14 protein-coding genes are annotated in these 15,025 nt (G+C 71.5%); 12 read left to right on the top strand and 2 right to left on the bottom strand.

Annotation, left to right across the window (positions count from 1 at the left end):
• The first annotated feature begins 11 nt into the window (after nucleotides 1-11).
• From D3218_RS04440 to D3218_RS04415, 6 genes are all read left to right on the top strand, one after another.
• Nucleotides 12-1,388, top strand: coding sequence for an aspartate aminotransferase family protein (locus D3218_RS04440; RefSeq protein ID WP_119538695.1), 1,377 nt, complete (start codon nucleotides 12-14; stop codon nucleotides 1,386-1,388).
• A gap of 222 nt (nucleotides 1,389-1,610) precedes the next feature.
• Complete coding sequence (locus D3218_RS04435) at nucleotides 1,611-2,315, top strand: HAD-IA family hydrolase (RefSeq protein WP_119538694.1); 705 nt, start codon at nucleotides 1,611-1,613, stop codon at nucleotides 2,313-2,315.
• Between the two features lie 53 nt (nucleotides 2,316-2,368).
• A complete protein-coding gene (locus D3218_RS04430; RefSeq protein WP_119538693.1) occupies nucleotides 2,369-3,979 on the top strand; it encodes an ABC transporter substrate-binding protein in 1,611 nt (536 codons plus the stop codon).
• Between the two features lie 85 nt (nucleotides 3,980-4,064).
• Nucleotides 4,065-5,021, top strand: a complete 957-nt coding sequence (locus D3218_RS04425) for an ABC transporter permease (RefSeq protein ID WP_119538692.1) — start codon at nucleotides 4,065-4,067, stop codon at nucleotides 5,019-5,021.
• Nucleotides 5,018-5,881 (top strand): ABC transporter permease, encoded by an 864-nt coding sequence (locus tag D3218_RS04420; protein ID WP_119538691.1) that lies wholly within the window; start codon nucleotides 5,018-5,020, stop codon nucleotides 5,879-5,881. Before D3218_RS04425 ends, D3218_RS04420 begins: the two co-directional genes overlap by 4 nt.
• Nucleotides 5,878-7,536: an ABC transporter ATP-binding protein gene (locus D3218_RS04415; protein ID WP_119538690.1), complete on the top strand. Its 1,659-nt coding sequence runs from the start codon at nucleotides 5,878-5,880 to the stop codon at nucleotides 7,534-7,536. The genes D3218_RS04420 and D3218_RS04415 overlap by 4 nt, the downstream gene beginning before the upstream one ends.
• A 4-nt stretch (nucleotides 7,537-7,540) precedes the next feature.
• Here D3218_RS04415 and D3218_RS04410 read toward each other — a convergent pair whose 3' ends face one another.
• The gene (locus D3218_RS04410) at nucleotides 7,541-8,017 is read right to left on the bottom strand and encodes an Lrp/AsnC family transcriptional regulator (protein WP_119538689.1); all 477 of its coding nucleotides are present in this window, start codon (nucleotides 8,015-8,017) and stop codon (nucleotides 7,541-7,543) included.
• A gap of 215 nt (nucleotides 8,018-8,232) precedes the next feature.
• Between D3218_RS04410 and D3218_RS04405 the strand changes: the two genes are divergently transcribed.
• Nucleotides 8,233-9,558 (top strand): NAD(P)/FAD-dependent oxidoreductase, encoded by a 1,326-nt coding sequence (locus tag D3218_RS04405; RefSeq protein ID WP_119538688.1) that lies wholly within the window; start codon nucleotides 8,233-8,235, stop codon nucleotides 9,556-9,558.
• Between the two features lie 25 nt (nucleotides 9,559-9,583).
• Here the strand turns inward: D3218_RS04405 and D3218_RS04400 are convergent, their stop codons facing one another.
• Nucleotides 9,584-11,173: a GMC family oxidoreductase gene (locus D3218_RS04400; RefSeq protein ID WP_119538687.1), complete on the bottom strand. Its 1,590-nt coding sequence runs from the start codon at nucleotides 11,171-11,173 to the stop codon at nucleotides 9,584-9,586.
• Between the two features lie 161 nt (nucleotides 11,174-11,334).
• Here D3218_RS04400 and D3218_RS04395 point away from each other — a divergent pair, with 161 nt between their 5' ends.
• From D3218_RS04395 to D3218_RS04370, 5 genes are all read left to right on the top strand, one after another.
• Nucleotides 11,335-11,805, top strand: coding sequence for a DoxX family protein (locus D3218_RS04395; protein ID WP_119538686.1), 471 nt, complete (start codon nucleotides 11,335-11,337; stop codon nucleotides 11,803-11,805).
• Nucleotides 11,802-12,248, top strand: coding sequence for a cupin domain-containing protein (locus tag D3218_RS04390; RefSeq protein ID WP_119538685.1), 447 nt, complete (start codon nucleotides 11,802-11,804; stop codon nucleotides 12,246-12,248). The genes D3218_RS04395 and D3218_RS04390 overlap by 4 nt, the downstream gene beginning before the upstream one ends.
• Before the next feature lie 10 nt (nucleotides 12,249-12,258).
• A complete protein-coding gene (locus D3218_RS04385) occupies nucleotides 12,259-13,173 on the top strand; it encodes an SMP-30/gluconolactonase/LRE family protein (RefSeq protein WP_119538684.1) in 915 nt (304 codons plus the stop codon).
• On the top strand, nucleotides 13,170-13,964 hold the full coding sequence (locus tag D3218_RS19620; protein ID WP_168990411.1) for a VOC family protein: 795 nt from the start codon (nucleotides 13,170-13,172) through the stop codon (nucleotides 13,962-13,964). Before D3218_RS04385 ends, D3218_RS19620 begins: the two co-directional genes overlap by 4 nt.
• A gap of 71 nt (nucleotides 13,965-14,035) precedes the next feature.
• Nucleotides 14,036-15,025, top strand: a complete 990-nt coding sequence (locus tag D3218_RS04370) for an SDR family oxidoreductase (RefSeq protein ID WP_119538683.1) — start codon at nucleotides 14,036-14,038, stop codon at nucleotides 15,023-15,025.

Here is a 15,025-nt window from a genome sequence, read left to right as displayed (position 1 = left end):
TGGAGACCGCCATGCTGATGAACTCGCTCGTCGAACTCGACCGCGCCCATCTCGTCCACCCCGTCGCCTCCTATCGCGGCCACGAGAAGGCCGGGGTCCGGGTGCTGAAGTCGGGGCGCGGCGCCACCGTCACGGATGCCGGCGGCCACGAACTGATCGACGGCTTCGCCGGGCTCTGGTGCGTCAACGCCGGCTACGGGCAGGAGCGGATCGTGGAGGCCGCGACGCGCCAGCTGCGCGAGCTGCCCTACGCCACCGGCTACTTCGGTCTGGGCTCGGAGCCGGCGATCCGGCTCGCCTCGGAACTCGCTGACCGGGCGCCGGGCGACCTCAACCACGTCTACTTCACGCTCGGCGGGTCGGACGCGGTGGATTCCACCGTGCGCTTCATCCGCTACTACCATCATGCTCTCGGCAAGCCCGAGAAGGACCAGTTCATCTCGGTGATGCAGGGCTATCACGGCTCCTCCACCGTGGGCGCCGGCCTCACCGCCCTGCCGTCCTTCCACGCCGGCTTCGGCCTGCCGCTCGACTGGCAGCACAAGATTCCCTCGCACTACAGCTACCGCAACCCGGTCGGCTCCGACCCGCAGGCGATCATCGACGCCTCGGTCGCCGCGCTGCGCGCCAAGGTGGAGGAGATCGGGGCCGAGCGCGTCGCGGCCTTCTACGTGGAGCCGATCCAGGGCTCCGGCGGCGTGCTGGTGCCCCCGGACGGCTGGCTCCGGGCGATGCGCGACACCTGCCGAGAGCTGGACGTCCTCTTCGTGGCGGACGAGGTGATCACCGCCTTCGGCCGCACCGGCCCGCTCTTCGCCTGCGCCGACGACGACGTGGTGCCCGACCTGATGACCACGGCCAAGGGCCTGACCTCGGGCTACTGCCCGATGGGCGCGGTGTTCCTGTCGGACCGGGTCTACGACACGATCGCCGACGGCGCGGGGGCCGCGGCGGTCGGGCACGGCTACACCTATTCGGCCCATCCGGTGAGTGCGGCCGTGGGCCTCGCCTGCCTCGAGCTCTACGAGGGCGGTCTCCTGGACAACGGCCGGCGTGCCGGCGCGCGGCTCATGGCGGGGCTGCACGCGATGGCCGACCACCCGCTGGTCGGCGAGGTGCGCGGCCGCGGCCTGCTGGCGGCGGTGGAGCTCGTGACCGACAAGGCGCGCAAGACGCCGCTGCCGGCCGCGGCCGATCCGGCACGGCGCGTGTTCGACCGGGCCTGGGACAACGGTCTCGTGGTGCGCGCCTTTCCCACGGGCGTGCTCGGCTACGCGCCGCCGCTCTGCTGCACCGACAAGGACATCGACCGCATCCTGGAGCGCACGCGCCGCACGCTGGACCAGACGCTGGAGGACCCGGACGTCCGCTCGGCCCTGCGCGACTGATGAATTTCCGCGCACCGCCGCCGCGTGCACGGATTCTGCCAGACCGCCATATTCGCAATTTTGTGCCGTGGCCCCGGCGCAATTCGGCGCAATCCATGAACCGTAGGCTGCAAACTGAATCCCGACGAGACGCCCGCCGTCCACGGCGAGAAGCCCGCGGCGGGGCGCGGCTGAAACCCTGGCCCGAGCGCGGGCCGGGCGCGAGTTAGGGAAACGCGACGCATGGCAAGAGACCTCCGGTCGTTCCGCTACATGACCTTCGACGTCGTCGGCACGCTGATCGACTTCGAGGGCGGACTGGTCGCCTCGCTCCGGGCGATCGGCGACCGGGCGGGCCGCGCGGTGGACGGGGAGGAGGCGCTGAGCCTCTACCGCAAGGCGCGCTACACGCCCGACGCCGACCGCTTCCCCGACGACCTGGTGCGCGTCTACGGCGCGATCGCCCCCGCGCTCGGCCTGCCCGAGGGGCGCGAGCACGGCGAGGCGCTGCGCCAGGGCGTGCGCGGCTGGGCGGCCTTTCCCGACAGCGCCGAGGCGCTGGCCCGGCTCGCCCGCCGCTACCGGCTGGTGGCGATGACCAACGCCCAGCGCTGGGCCTTCGAGGGGTTCGCCGAGACGCTCGGCCAGCCGTTCCACGCCGCCTTCACGGTGGACGACACCGGCGTCGAGAAGCCCGACCCGGCCTTCTTCGAGCGGGTGTTCGCGTTCGTCGAGGGCGAGGGACACTCGCGCGACGACATCCTCCACGTCGCCCAGAGCCAGTATCACGACATCGGCGTGTCGCGGCAGCTCGGCCTCACCAACTGCTGGATCGAGCGCCGCCACGACCGCGAGGGCTACGGCGGCACGATCGAGCCCGGCGCCTTCACCCGGCCCGACTACCACTTCACCTCGATGGCCGCGCTCGCCGACGCGGCCGAAGCCTGACCGTCTCGGCCCGCCTCCCACCCACCTTTCGTCGTCAACCCAGGGGAATTGCCATGTCCGACAAGATCGCCAACTGGACGTCTCGCGACGATGCCATGGTGGAAGACGCGATCCGGCGCGGGGCCAACCGCCGCGAGCTTCTCCGGATGATGCTGATGGGCGGCGTCGCGCTGACGGCCGGCACCGGCATCCTGGGTCGCGCCACGGCGGCGCTGGCCGCCGAGCCGGTGCGCGGCGGCCATCTCAAGGCGGCGGGCTGGACCTCCTCCACCGCCGACACCCTGGACCCCGCTAAGGGCTCCAACTCCACCGACTACACGCGCTGCTGCAGCCTCTACAACCGCCTGACCTATATCGACGGGTCCGGCCGGACCACGATGGAGCTGGCCGAGAGCGTCGAGAGCGGCGACGCCACCGTGTGGACCGTGAAGCTGCGCAAGGGCGTCACCTTCCACGACGGCAGGAGCCTGACGGCGCAGGACGTCGTGTTCTCGCTGAAGCGCCATCTCGACCCCGCCGTCGGCTCCAAGGTCAACGCGATCGCCAAGCAGATCGCCGACGTCAAGGCGCTGGACGAGACCACGGCCGAGATCACCCTGACCGCTCCGAACGCCGACCTGCCGACCATCCTGGCGCTGCACCACTTCATGATCGTGGCCGACGGCACCACCGACTTCTCCAAGGGCATCGGCACCGGCCCGTTCAAGCTGCGCGAGTTCCAGCCGGGCGTGCGCTCGGTGGTGGAGCGCAACGAGAACTACTGGAAGGCCGAGGGCCCCTATCTCGACTCCTTCGAGTTCTTCGCCATCGCCGACGAGACGGCGCGCCGCAACGCGCTCCTGTCGGGCGACATCCAGCTCGCCGCCAACCTCAACCCCCGCTCCATGCGCGTCCTGGAGAACGATCCGGCGGCCCAGCTCTTCGTCACCAAGCTCGGCACCTACACCGATCTCAACGTCCGCCTGGACATGGCGCCCGGCGACAAGGCGGGCGTCGCGGAGGGCTTCAAGTACCTGATCAACCGCGAGATCATCCAGAAGTCGGTGCTGCGCGGGCTGGCGGAGATCGCCAACGACCACCCGATCCCGCCCTGGAGCCCGTATTTCAACGCCGAGCTGAAGCAGCGCGAATACGACCCGGACCGCGCCAAGTCGCTGTTCCAGAAGGCGGGCGTCCTCGGCCAGCCGATCCGCGTCACCGCCTCCGAGGCGGCCTCGGCCTCGCTCGACTACGCGGCCGTGCTCCAGCAGGCGGCCGGCGAGATCGGCCTCGGCCTGACGATCGACCGCGTGCCCTCGGACGGCTACTGGTCCAACCACTGGATCAAGGACGCGGTCCACTTCGGCAACCTCAACGCCCGCCCGACGCCCGACATCCTGTTCTCGCTGCTCTACCAGTCCGAGGCGGCCTGGAACGAGACCGGCTTCAAGTCCGAGGCCTTCGACCGCATGCTCCTGGAGGCCCGCGGCCTCCTGGACGAGGCCAAGCGCAAGGAGATCTACGGCGAGATGCAGTCGATGATCCACAACGAGGCCGGCACCGTGATCCCGGTGTTCCAGTCCAACGTCGACGGCGCCTCGCCCAAGCTGCGCGGCCTCGTGCCCAACCCGCTGGGCGGGCAGATGGCCTTCGGCGCGGCCGAATACGTCTGGTTCGAGGCCTGATCGCGCATCCGACCGGTCCGGCGGCGGCGCCCGGCGCGCCGGCGCCGGGTCGCCCGCTCCTCGAACCGCACCGGATGGGCCGTCCATGAACCCCCTCATCCTCCGCCTGGTCGCGGGCCGCATCCTGGTCGCGCTGGTGACGCTGCTGATCGTGGCGGTCACCATCTTCTGCGCCACCGCGCTCCTGCCCGGCGACGTGGCGCAGATCCTGCTCGGCCAGGCGGCGACGCCCGAGGCGGTCGCCGGCCTGCGCACCGCGATGCATCTCGACCAGCCCGCCCTGGTCCGCTTCTTCGCCTGGCTCGGCGGCCTCGCCACCGGCGATCTCGGCGTCTCCTACGTCAACAACATGCCGATCGCCGACCTCCTCGGCGCGCGGCTGGCGAACTCGCTGAGGCTCGCCGGCATCACCGCCGCGCTCTCGGTCCCGGTCGCGCTGACGCTCGGCATCACGGCGGCGATCCTGCGCGGCACGGTCTACGACCGGCTCATCTCGATCCTCACCATCGGTGTCATCTCGGTGCCCGAGTTCATGGTGGCGACGCTCGCGGTGATCGTCTTCGCCGTGTATCTCGGCTGGCTGCCCGCCCTGTCGATGACCGGCGACATCACCAGCTTCGCCGGCCTCGTGAAGGCCTTCGCCATGCCGGTGATCACGCTGAGCTTCGTGATCTCGGCGCAGATGATCCGCATGACGCGCGCCGCCGTGATCGAGACGCTGGACGCGCCCTATGTCGAGATGGCGCTGCTCAAGGGCGCCTCGCGCCGCCGCATGGTGCTGCGCCACGCCCTGCCCAACGCGCTCGGACCGATCGTCAACGCGGTGGCGCTGTCCCTGTCCTACCTCCTGGGCGGGGTCATCATCGTGGAGACGATCTTCAACTATCCGGGCATCGCCAAGCTGATGCTGGACGCCGTGTCGACGCGCGACCTGCCGCTGATCCAGAGCTGCGCGATGATCTTCTGCATCGCCTATCTCCTTCTCATCACGATCGCCGACCTCGTCGCCATCGTCTCCAATCCGAGGCTCCGCCGGTCATGACCCTTTCGATCCCAGAAGCGGGGAAGCGGCGCGGCGGCCGGTTCGGCTACCGCGTCAACGCCGTGGGCGTGATCGCCTTCCTGGTGATCCTGGCCTGGGCGGCGGTGGCCGTGCTGGCACCCGTGATCGCGCCCCATCCGGTGGGCGAGATCGTCGACTTCGACTTCTTCGGCCCGGTCTCGGCCGCCTATCCGCTGGGCACCGACTATCTCGGCCGGGACGTCCTGTCGCGCATCGTCTACGGCGCGCGCTACACGGTCGGCATCTCGCTGGCGGCGGTGACCATCGCCTGCGTGCTCGGCGTCGCGCTGGGCATGACCGCGGCGGTGGTGGGCGGCTGGTTCGACGCCGCGCTCAGCCGCCTGTTCGACGCCCTGACCTCGATCCCCAACAAGATCCTGGCGCTGGTGCTGGTGGCGGCGGTGGGGTCGTCGATTCCGATCCTGATCCTGACCCTCGCCTTCATCTACGTGCCCGGCTCCTACCGCTTCGCCCGCTCGCTGTCGGTCAACGTCAACGCGATGGACTACGTCACCGTGGCGCGCGCCCGCGGCGAGCGGCTCGGCTACCTGATCCGGGCGGAGATCCTGCCCGGCATCCTCGGCCCGGTCCTGGCCGATGTCGGCCTGCGCTTCGTGTTCATCGTGCTCCTTCTGTCGAGCCTGTCCTTCCTCGGCCTCGGCGTCCAGCCGCCCGACGCCGACTGGGGCGCCCTGGTGAAGGAGAACATCGGCGGCCTGTCCTTCGCCGCGCCGGCGGTGATCTTTCCCTCGGTCGCGATCGCCAGCCTGACGATCAGCGTCAACCTGCTGATCGACAACCTGCCCCGCCGGATCCGCGACCGGAGCGCCGAGGCATGAGCCCGCTCGTGGAAGTGCGCGACCTGCGGATCAAGGCGCGGACCGACGCGGGGCGCGACGTCGAGATCATCCGGGGCGTCTCGTTCGACATCGCCGAGGGCGAGATCGTCGCCCTGATCGGCGAGAGCGGCTCGGGCAAGACCACGATCGCCCTCAACCTGATGGGCTACACGCGGCCCGGCTGCCGCGTCACCGGGGGCGCGGTGCGCTTCGGCGGCGAGGACATGGTGGCGCTCGGCGAGCGCCGGCGCGCCGAGAAGCGCGGCTCGCAGGTCTCCTACGTGCCGCAGAGCGCGGCGGCCGCCTTCAACCCGGCACACCGAATCATGGACCAGGTGGTGGAGGTCACCCGGATCCACCGCTCCATGCCGGCGGCCGAGGCGCGGCGCCGGGCGGTGGAGCTGTTCCGCGCCCTCGCCCTTCCCGAGCCCGAGACGATCGGCGACCGCTTCCCGCACCAGGTGTCCGGCGGCCAGCTCCAGCGCTTGTCGGCGGCCATGGCGCTGATCGGCGGCCCCCGGCTGGTGATCTTCGACGAGCCCACCACCGCGCTCGACGTGACGACGCAGGTCGAGGTGCTGCGCGCCTTCAAGTCGGTGATGCGGCAGGGGGGCGTGGCGGGCGTCTACGTCTCGCACGACCTCGCGGTGGTGGCGCAGATCGCCGACCGGATCATCGTGCTGCGCCACGGCGAGGTGCAGGAGGAAGGGACCACCCAGGACATCCTGGAGCGCGCCCGCCATCCCTACACGCGCGAACTCCTGGCCGCCTTCCGGCCGAGCGCCACCGTGCGCGCGCCCGAGCCCGAGCCCGAGGCCGCCGCCCCGACGCCGCTCCTTGCGGTGCGCGACATCGTCGCCGGCTACGGCGAGCCGGGGCCGGACGGCGCGCCGAAGATCCGCGTGCTCGACCAGGTCGGGCTGGAGCTGCACCGCGGCCGCAACCTCGGCATCATCGGCGAGTCGGGCTGCGGCAAGTCGACCCTGGCGCGCGTCATCGCCGGCATCCTGCCGGCGGCGTCCGGCGAGATCGTCTTCGACGGCAAGCCGCTGGCGCGCGATCTGCGCCGGCGCAGCCGCGAGGAGCTGCGCGATCTGCAGATCGTGTTCCAGTTCGCCGACACCTCGCTCAACCCGTCCAAGTCGATCGAGGAGATCCTGGCCCGTCCGCTGGTCTTCTACCACGGCATGGGCGGGCGCGAGCGCGCGGCGCGCATCGACGCGCTTCTCGACATGGTGCGCCTGCCGCGCGCGCTGCGCCACCGCCGCCCCGGCGAGCTGTCGGGCGGCCAGAAGCAGCGCGTCAACCTCGCCCGCGCGCTGGCCGCCGACGCCAAGCTGATCCTGTGCGACGAGATCACCTCGGCGCTCGACACGGTGGTGGCCGCCGCGATCATCGAGCTTCTGAAGGAACTCCAGCGCGAGCTCCGGCTGTCCTACCTCTTCATCAGCCACGACCTCACCACCGTGCGCGCGGTGTGCGACGAGGTGGTGGTCATGTACAAGGGGCGCAAGCTGGAGCAGCTCCGGCCGGGCGGGGAGCCCACCCAACCCTATTCCCGCCTCCTATTCTCCTCCGTGCCGCAACTGCGCACCGGCTGGCTCGACGGGCTGGAGCAGGATCCCGAGCTCCTGCGCGCCTTCGCGCGGCGCTGAGGGCTCAGCCGGGGAACATCGTGTCCAGCGACAGGTGGGTGCGGATCAGCGGCGACTTCAGGACCACGAAGCTGAAGTACTTCTCGATCCCGATGTCCATGTCGAGAAGCCGCTCCATCGTGGTCTGGTACTCGACGATGCCGGGCGTGACGAACTTCAGGAGATAGTCGTAGCCCCCCGAGATCAGATGGCACTCCATCACGCTGTCGACCTTCTCGATCGCCGTCAGGAACCGGGCGAAGTCGATGCGCCGGTGGTTCTTCAGCGTCACCTCGGTGAACACGGTCAGCGTCTGGCCGAGCTTGGAGATGTCGATCTGCGCCGAGTAGTTGACGATGTAGCCTTCGCTCTGGAGCTTCTTGACCCGCATCAGGCAGGGGCTCGGCGACAGATGGACGAGCTCGGCCAGCTCCACGTTGGTGATGCGGCCGTTCTTCTGCAGTTCGGAGAGGATCCTCAGATCGATCCGGTCGAGCTTCATGATCTTCCGTCCCGCTCCCTGCGCCCGCGAATTCTTACCCCAGGGCCGGCCGCCGGTCACCAGGGAGCGTGCGCCGGCACCCGGCGCAACATTGCGCCGTCCGGCGGCGCGCGAACCACAGGATCTGCGGGTGCGGCCCCGCGATGCGCCGCCCCGGCCGGCCCACGCGGCGCTATCCTGGCCCCCGACCGCCCCCGCCGCCGCAAGGAGACCGCATGCGCGCGCCACTGATGCAGATCGAGACCAGCCCCGAACTGCCCCGCGAGGCGGACGTCGTGGTGATCGGGGGCGGCGTCGCCGGCGTGTTCTCGGCCTTCTACCTCGCCCGGCGCGGCGTCCGGGTCGCGCTGGTGGAGAAGGGCCGCGTGGGGGCCGAGCAGTCCAGCCGCAACTGGGGCTGGTGCCGCCAGCAGAACCGCGACGCGCGCGAACTGCCGATCTCCACCCGCAGCCTCGACCTGTGGGACCGGCTGGCCGCCGAGACCGGCGGCGACGTCGGCTTCCGCCGCTGCGGCCTGTTCTACCTCTCGCAGGACGAGGCCGAGCTGGAGGGCTGGGCCCGCTGGCGCGACTTCGCGCGCACGGTGGGCGTGACGACCCACATGCTCGACGCCGAGGAGGCGACGCGGCGCGGCCACGCGACCGGACGGCGCTGGCGGGGCGGCGTGTTCTCGCCGAGCGACGGCACGGCCGACCCCTCGCGCGCGGTGCCCGTGGTGGCGCGCGCCATTCTGGCCGAGGGCGGCACGGTGCACCAGGGCTGCGCGGCGCGGGGCGTCGAGCTGTCGGGCGGGCGGGTCGCGGCGGTGGTCACCGAGAAGGGAACGATCCGCACCCGGACCGCCGTGCTGGCGGGCGGCGCCTGGGCCTCCTCCTTCTGCCGCCAGCTCGGCATCCGCTTCCCGCAGGCCGCCGTGCGATCCTCTATCCTGGCCGTCTCGCCCGGCGCCAACGACCTGCCGGACGCGCTGCACACGGCCGGCGTTTCGGTCACCCGGCGCGGCGACGGCGGCTACACGCTGGCGATCAGCGGACGGGCGCGGGTCGACCCGACGCCGCAGCAGCTCCGCTTCGCGCGCGAGTTCGTGCCGATGTTCGCCCGGCGCTGGCGCAGCCTGGCGCCCGGCGGCGCGCAGGGGTGGCGCGCCGGGCACGAGACGCTCGGCCGTTGGCGCCTGGACGAGACGACGCCGATGGAACGCATGCGCATCCTCGATCCGAAGCCCGACATGGCGCAGATCCGGCTGACGCACCGGCGCGCCCTCGAGCTCCTGCCCGGCCTGCGCGGCACCACGATCACCCACGGCTGGGCGGGCTACATCGATTCCACCCCGGACGGCGTGCCCGCGATCGGCGAACTCGCCGCCGTTCCCGGCTTAGTCATGGCGGCCGGCTTCAGCGGCCACGGCTTCGGCATCGGGCCGGGCGCGGGCCACCTGGTGGCCGACATCGTGACGGCCCGCGCGCCGATCGTCGACCCGCGGCCCTACGACCCGGCGCGGCTCGACGGCTCCGCCTGGGGCCGGGTCGCCGACTTCTGAAGGCGCCCGGCGCCTCGCTCCGGCGTCAGGCCGGGCCGAGGCGCTCGGCGATCCGGTCGGCGACGCGCAGCGCGTTGGCGATGATCGTCAGCGTCGGGTTCACCGCGCCGATCGAGGGGAAGAAGCCGGCGTCGGTGGCGTAGAGGTTGTCGATCCCGTGCGCCCGGCAGTCCAGATCGAGCACGCTGGTGTCGGGATCCTCGCCGAAGCGCAGCGTGCCGGCCTGGTGCGCCGTGCCGCCGATCGGCGTGTCGCGCCCGAGATACAGCCGGCGGTCGGCCAGATGCGGATGGATGTCGGCCTTGTCGCAGATCGAGCGCAGCATCTCGCGCAGGGCGCGGTGGCCGTCCATGTTGGTCTCGGCGAGGTCGAGATGGACCCGCCCGTCGCGATAGAAGATGCGGTTCTCCGGGCGCGGCAGGTCCTCCGAGGTGAGCCAGAAGTCGATCGAGTGCCGCGCGATCCAGTCGAACGGCTTCTCCGGCAGCCAGTGGAGGGCCGAGGGCAGCCCCTCCGCCTCGATCTGCATGCCGTCGGATTTGCCCACCATCTGGATGTGGCCGAGCGGGAACTCGAACGGGTTGGCGGGCGACAGCGCGTGGGCGTGGTAGAAGTCGTTGAGGCCGAGCGTCTTCTGGAACTCGGTCGGGTTGGGCACGCGCGAGATCGCCAGCACGGTCGCGTTGTTGTGGCGCATGTAGTTGCGCCCGACCTGGCCCGAGCGGTTGGCGAGCCCTTCCGGGTGGTGCTCGTCGGCCGAGCGGAGGAACAGGAGCGCCGACGACAGGGCGCCGCAGGCGACCACGACGATGTCGCCCCGCACCGTGTGCGCGCGCCCCTCGACGATCGTCTCCACGCCCACGACCGAGCGGCCCGAGGCGTCGGTGACGAGGCGCTCCACATAGGCGTTCTTGAGGAGCGTCAGGTTGGGGTGGGTTTGGAGCGCCGGATCGACGCACATCACCTGCGCGTCGGCCTTGCCGTTGGTCAGGCTCGGATAGCCGTCGAACGGGTCGCAGCGCAGGAGGCGCGAGTGCGGCGTCGCCGCGCCGGTCTCGTCCTGATCGAGGAGCCCGCCCATCGGCAGGTGGAACGGATGGAGCCCCTCGCGGGCCCAGGCGTCGGACAGGGCCTGGATGCGGGGCTCGTGGCGGATCGGGTCGTGCGGATAGGGCTTGGGGGAGGGCGGCTCGGTCGGATCCTCGCCGCGCCGGCCGCGCACCTGGAACAGCTCCTCCGCGGCCTGGTAGTAGGGCTCGAACACGTCGTACTTCACCGGCCATTCCGGCGCCGTGCCGCCGGGATGGCGCACGGCGTCGAAGTCCTCCCGGCGCAGGCGCAGCAGCACCGCCCCGTAGACCTTGGAATTGCCGCCCACGAAATAGTGCAGCCCCGGCCGGAACGTCTCGCCCGACGACGAGGTCCACGTCTCCTCGGCCTGGTAGCGCCCCTTGGCGAACACCTCGCGCGTGTCCCAGTTCTCGCGCTCGCGCTTGAGATAGTCGCCGCGCTCGATCAGGAGGATGCGCCGGCCGGTCTGCGCCAGCTTCCAGGCCATGGTCGCCCCGCCCGGTCCCGAGCCGACGATCACGACGTCGTAGCGGTCCTCGCTCATTCGGCCTGCCCTCTTGTCCGGTGAAGTCCCGGCAAAAGCGCCGGGGCCTGGGATCGTTCCCGCAGGCAGGGCGACGCGAACGTGAATTCGGGTTCATGTCGGAACTCCCCGGCGGCTGGCGGTTTTCCGTCCGAGAGTTCCCAACCGGGCGCCTTCCCGCCATGACGATCGAAATCCTCCTCGCCTTCCTGGCGCGCCTGTCGCTGGTGCTCCTGTTCCTGCCCTTCAGCGCCCTGGACAAGGTCCTGAACTTCGGCGCCGCCACGCGGCAGGCCGGGGAGGCGACCGGCAGCCGCGTCCTGGCCCGGGTCCTGGTGATCGCCGGCCTCCTCGTGGAGGTGACGATGTCGCTCGGCGTCCTCGCGGGGGTCGCCGACCGCTTCTGCGCCCTGGTTCTCGCCGGCTACTGCGCGGTGACGGCGGTGCTCTTCAAGCAATTCTGGCGCGCGCCGGACTTTCGCCTGCGCGGCCCGTCGCAGGGACGCGAGACGATGTGGGACTTCCTGAAGAACTTCGCCGTGGCCGGCGGCTTCCTGGTTCTCGCCTTCGGCGCGCAGGCAAGCGACGTCGGCACGTTCCTGGCCCATCCGCTCCAGTCCACCCATCCCTATTCCACCGGAGACGCGCCATGAGCGACGAGACGCCGACCGTTCCCTACTGGCACCTCTACACCGACGGCGACGGGCTGAGCCGCCAGCGCCGGTGCCACATGAGCGAGTTCGAGCTGAAGAGCATGCAGCCGCCCGCCGCGCCCCAGTGGCAGGGCCGCAAGCACCACGACGGGATGACCGTGATGGTGACGGTGCAGCCCGTCGGCTGGGAAGGCGCCTGGCACGAGAACCCGGCGCCGCAGTGGATCGTGCCCCTGTCGGGCCGGTGGTACGTGGAATCGATGGACGGCACGCGCGTCGAGATGGGGCCGGGCGAGATCTCGTTCGGCGAGGACCAGGGCACCCGCGAGCGCGACGGGCGCAAGGGCCACATGTCGGGCACGGTCGGCGGCGAGCCGGCGGTGCTGATGGTGATCCAGTTCGACACGGCGCGCCCGGAGATCACTCCGTGCCGCTTCCGCTAGGGCCGCGGCGATGAGCGAGGTCGGCTTCGAGGTCGTGGACGAGCGGTTCGCCGGGTTCGTGCTCGACAACGCCCCGATCGAGCGGCTCGCCGAGGGCTTCCGCTGGATCGAGGGACTGGTCTGGATGGGGGACTGGAACTGCCTCCTGTTCCAGGACCTGCCGCGCGACCGCACCATGATGTGGAGCGAGACGGCGGGTCTTTCGGTCTGGCGCTTCCCCTCCGACCAGGCGAACGGCCAGGCGCGCGACCGGCAGGGGCGCGTCGTGTTCTGCTCCAACCGCCGCCGGGCGCTGTGCCGCGTCGAGCACGACGGCGCGGTGCGCGTGCTGGCGGACCGCTTCGCGGGCGCGCGGCTGAACTCGCCCAACGACGTGGTGGTGAAGGGCGACGGCTCGATCTGGTTCACCGATCCCGTCTACGGCATCTCCAACGACTACGAGGGGACGCGCCAGTCGTCCGAGCTGCGGCCCGGCGTCTATCGGCTGGACGGCGAGACGGGCGCGCTGGACCTCGTCTCGGACGCCTTCGACGGGCCGAACGGCATCGCCTTCTCGCCCGACGAGCGACGGCTCTACGTCGCCGAGACCGGCGACCAGACGCAGCGCGACCCGGTGCAGGTCCTGCGCGTCTTCGACGTGGCGCCCGACGGGCGGAGCCTTCACGGGATGCGCGACCTCGCCAAGGTCTCGCCCGGCTACACCGACGGCATGGCGATCGACGAGGACGGCAACATCTGGTCCAGCGCCGGCGACGGGGTCCACTGTCTGTCGCCCGACGGCGCGCTGCTCGGTCGCATCCGCCTGCCCGCCCGCGTGTCCAACCTCTGCTTCGGCGGCTCGCCGCATCTCGACCGCCTGTTCATCGGCGTGAGCCACGCGCTCTACGCCGTGTTCCTGAACCGGCGCGGGGCGCGCTGGCCGTGAGCGAGGCGCGCATCCGGGCCGTGCGGCTGCCGTGCCCGGACGTGGCGGCCGCGCTCGCCTTCTACCGGGCGGCCTTCGGCTGCCGCGAGGCGCCGGCGCCGCCGGGCCTCGCGGCGCTGACCCTGGGCGCGCAGCGTCTGGAGTTCGCGCCCTGCGCCGAGCCGGAGCCGGCGCACGATCCGCCGGCCGCCAACGCCACCGGCTTCCAGCACTGCGCCCTGGTGGTGTGCGACATGGAGCGGGCGATGGGACGGCTGCGCGAGACGCGGGGCTGGAGCCCGATCTCGACGCGCGGCCCCGAGACGCTGCCACCGGCTTCGGGCGGCGTCGGTGCCTTCAAGTTCCGCGATCCGGCCGGTCATCCCCTGGAGCTTCTGGCCTTTCCCGCGGGCGGGGCGCCCGAGCCCTTTGCGTCGATGCCGGACGGCGCGTTCCTGGGCATCGACCACAGCGCGATCACCGTGGCCGACGCGGACCGCTCGATCGCCTTCTACGCCGCGCTCGGCTTCCGCCTCCACGGGCGGCAGCAGAACCGCGGGGTCGAGCAGCAGCGTCTCGACGGCCTCGCCGTCCCCGTGCGGGTCGAGGTGGTCTCGCTCGTGCCGCCGGGCGGCGCGCCGCCCCATCTGGAACTCCTGTGCTACCGCAGCCCGGCGGCGACCCGCGCGCCCGCGCCGGACGGATCGCGCTTCGCCACCGTCCTGTGCCTGTCGGGGGAAGCGGACGCGGCGGCACCGGTGGCCGATCCCGACGGACACCGGCTGCTTCGCGGCGCATTCACGCAGGCGTGAGGTCGCGCCTTGACCTTCGCCGCCGACGCCAAACCTAGGCGGAAGACAAACGAAACGGAGAGCCGCATCCGATGACGACAGTGGTGATCACCGGCGCGGGCGCCGGCGTGGGACGGGCGACGGCCGAGGAGTTCGCTCGGGCCGGCTACGACGTGGCGCTTCTGTCGCGCGACCCGGAGCGGCTGGAACGGGCGGCGGCCGAGTTGCGCCGGCACGGCGTTCGCGCCCTGGCGCTTCCCACCGACGTGGCGGACGCCGCGGCGGTCGAGGCGGCGGCCGAACGGGTGGAACGCGAGCTCGGTCCGATCGACGTCTGGGTCAACGTCGCCATGGCGACGGTCTTCTCGCCGGTCGCCGACCTGACGTCCGAGGAGGTCGCGCGCGGCACCGCCGTCACCTATCTCGGGCAGGTGCACGGCATGATGAGCGCCCTGAAGCGCATGCGCACGCGCAACCGGGGCGCGATCGTCAACGTCGGATCGGCCCTGGCCTACCGGTCGGTGCCGCTCCAGTCGGTCTACTGCGGCGCCAAGGCGGCGATCCGCGGCTTCACCGATTCGCTGCGCTCCGAGATCATCCACGACAGGCTCGACGTGCGGATCGCCATGGTGGACCTGCCGGCCGTGAACACGCCGCAGTTCGACTGGGCGCTCAACAAGACGGGACGCCGGGCGAAGCCCGTGGCGCCGATCTTCCAGCCGGAGGTCGCAGCCCGCGCCATCCGCTTCGCCGCCGAGAACCCTCGCCGCGAGGTCTGGGTCGGCTTCTCCACCGTGAAGGCGATCCTCGGCAACCGCGTGGCGCCCGGCCTGATCGACCGCTACCTCGCCCGCGCGGGCTATTCCGGCCAGCTCACCGGGCAGCCCAAGCCCGACGGCGCGCCGGCCAACCTGTTCGAGCCGGTGAAGGGCGACTACGCGGCGCACGGGCGCTTCGACGCCCGTTCGCGCTCGCGCAGCATGATGATGCTGACGGATCGCCACCGCGCGGCCGCCTGGGGCGTCGCGGGCCTCCTCGTGCTTCTGGGGCTGCATCGCCTGGCGCGTCGCTTCGATGTGTGA

Origin of the sequence: Aureimonas flava (assembly GCF_003583935.1) — a bacterium.
In the GTDB taxonomy this organism is placed as follows: Bacteria; Pseudomonadota; Alphaproteobacteria; order Rhizobiales; family Rhizobiaceae; genus Aureimonas; species Aureimonas flava.
Note: the sequence above shows the minus strand (reverse complement) of the source record. Positions and strands in the feature narration are given on the sequence as shown.

Coding starts and splice junctions, on each gene's coding strand:
- D3218_RS04405 (WP_119538688.1), top strand. CDS start 8,233: ATGCGCGCGCCACTGATGCAGATCGAGACCAGCCCCGAACTGCCCCGC.
- D3218_RS04410 (WP_119538689.1), bottom strand. CDS start 8,017: ATGAAGCTCGACCGGATCGATCTGAGGATCCTCTCCGAACTGCAGAAG.
- D3218_RS04390 (WP_119538685.1), top strand. CDS start 11,802: ATGAGCGACGAGACGCCGACCGTTCCCTACTGGCACCTCTACACCGAC.
- D3218_RS04395 (WP_119538686.1), top strand. CDS start 11,335: ATGACGATCGAAATCCTCCTCGCCTTCCTGGCGCGCCTGTCGCTGGTG.
- D3218_RS04430 (WP_119538693.1), top strand. CDS start 2,369: ATGTCCGACAAGATCGCCAACTGGACGTCTCGCGACGATGCCATGGTG.
- D3218_RS04385 (WP_119538684.1), top strand. CDS start 12,259: ATGAGCGAGGTCGGCTTCGAGGTCGTGGACGAGCGGTTCGCCGGGTTC.
- D3218_RS04415 (WP_119538690.1), top strand. CDS start 5,878: ATGAGCCCGCTCGTGGAAGTGCGCGACCTGCGGATCAAGGCGCGGACC.
- D3218_RS04420 (WP_119538691.1), top strand. CDS start 5,018: ATGACCCTTTCGATCCCAGAAGCGGGGAAGCGGCGCGGCGGCCGGTTC.
- D3218_RS04370 (WP_119538683.1), top strand. CDS start 14,036: ATGACGACAGTGGTGATCACCGGCGCGGGCGCCGGCGTGGGACGGGCG.
- D3218_RS04440 (WP_119538695.1), top strand. CDS start 12: ATGCTGATGAACTCGCTCGTCGAACTCGACCGCGCCCATCTCGTCCAC.
- D3218_RS04435 (WP_119538694.1), top strand. CDS start 1,611: ATGGCAAGAGACCTCCGGTCGTTCCGCTACATGACCTTCGACGTCGTC.
- D3218_RS04400 (WP_119538687.1), bottom strand. CDS start 11,173: ATGAGCGAGGACCGCTACGACGTCGTGATCGTCGGCTCGGGACCGGGC.
- D3218_RS04425 (WP_119538692.1), top strand. CDS start 4,065: ATGAACCCCCTCATCCTCCGCCTGGTCGCGGGCCGCATCCTGGTCGCG.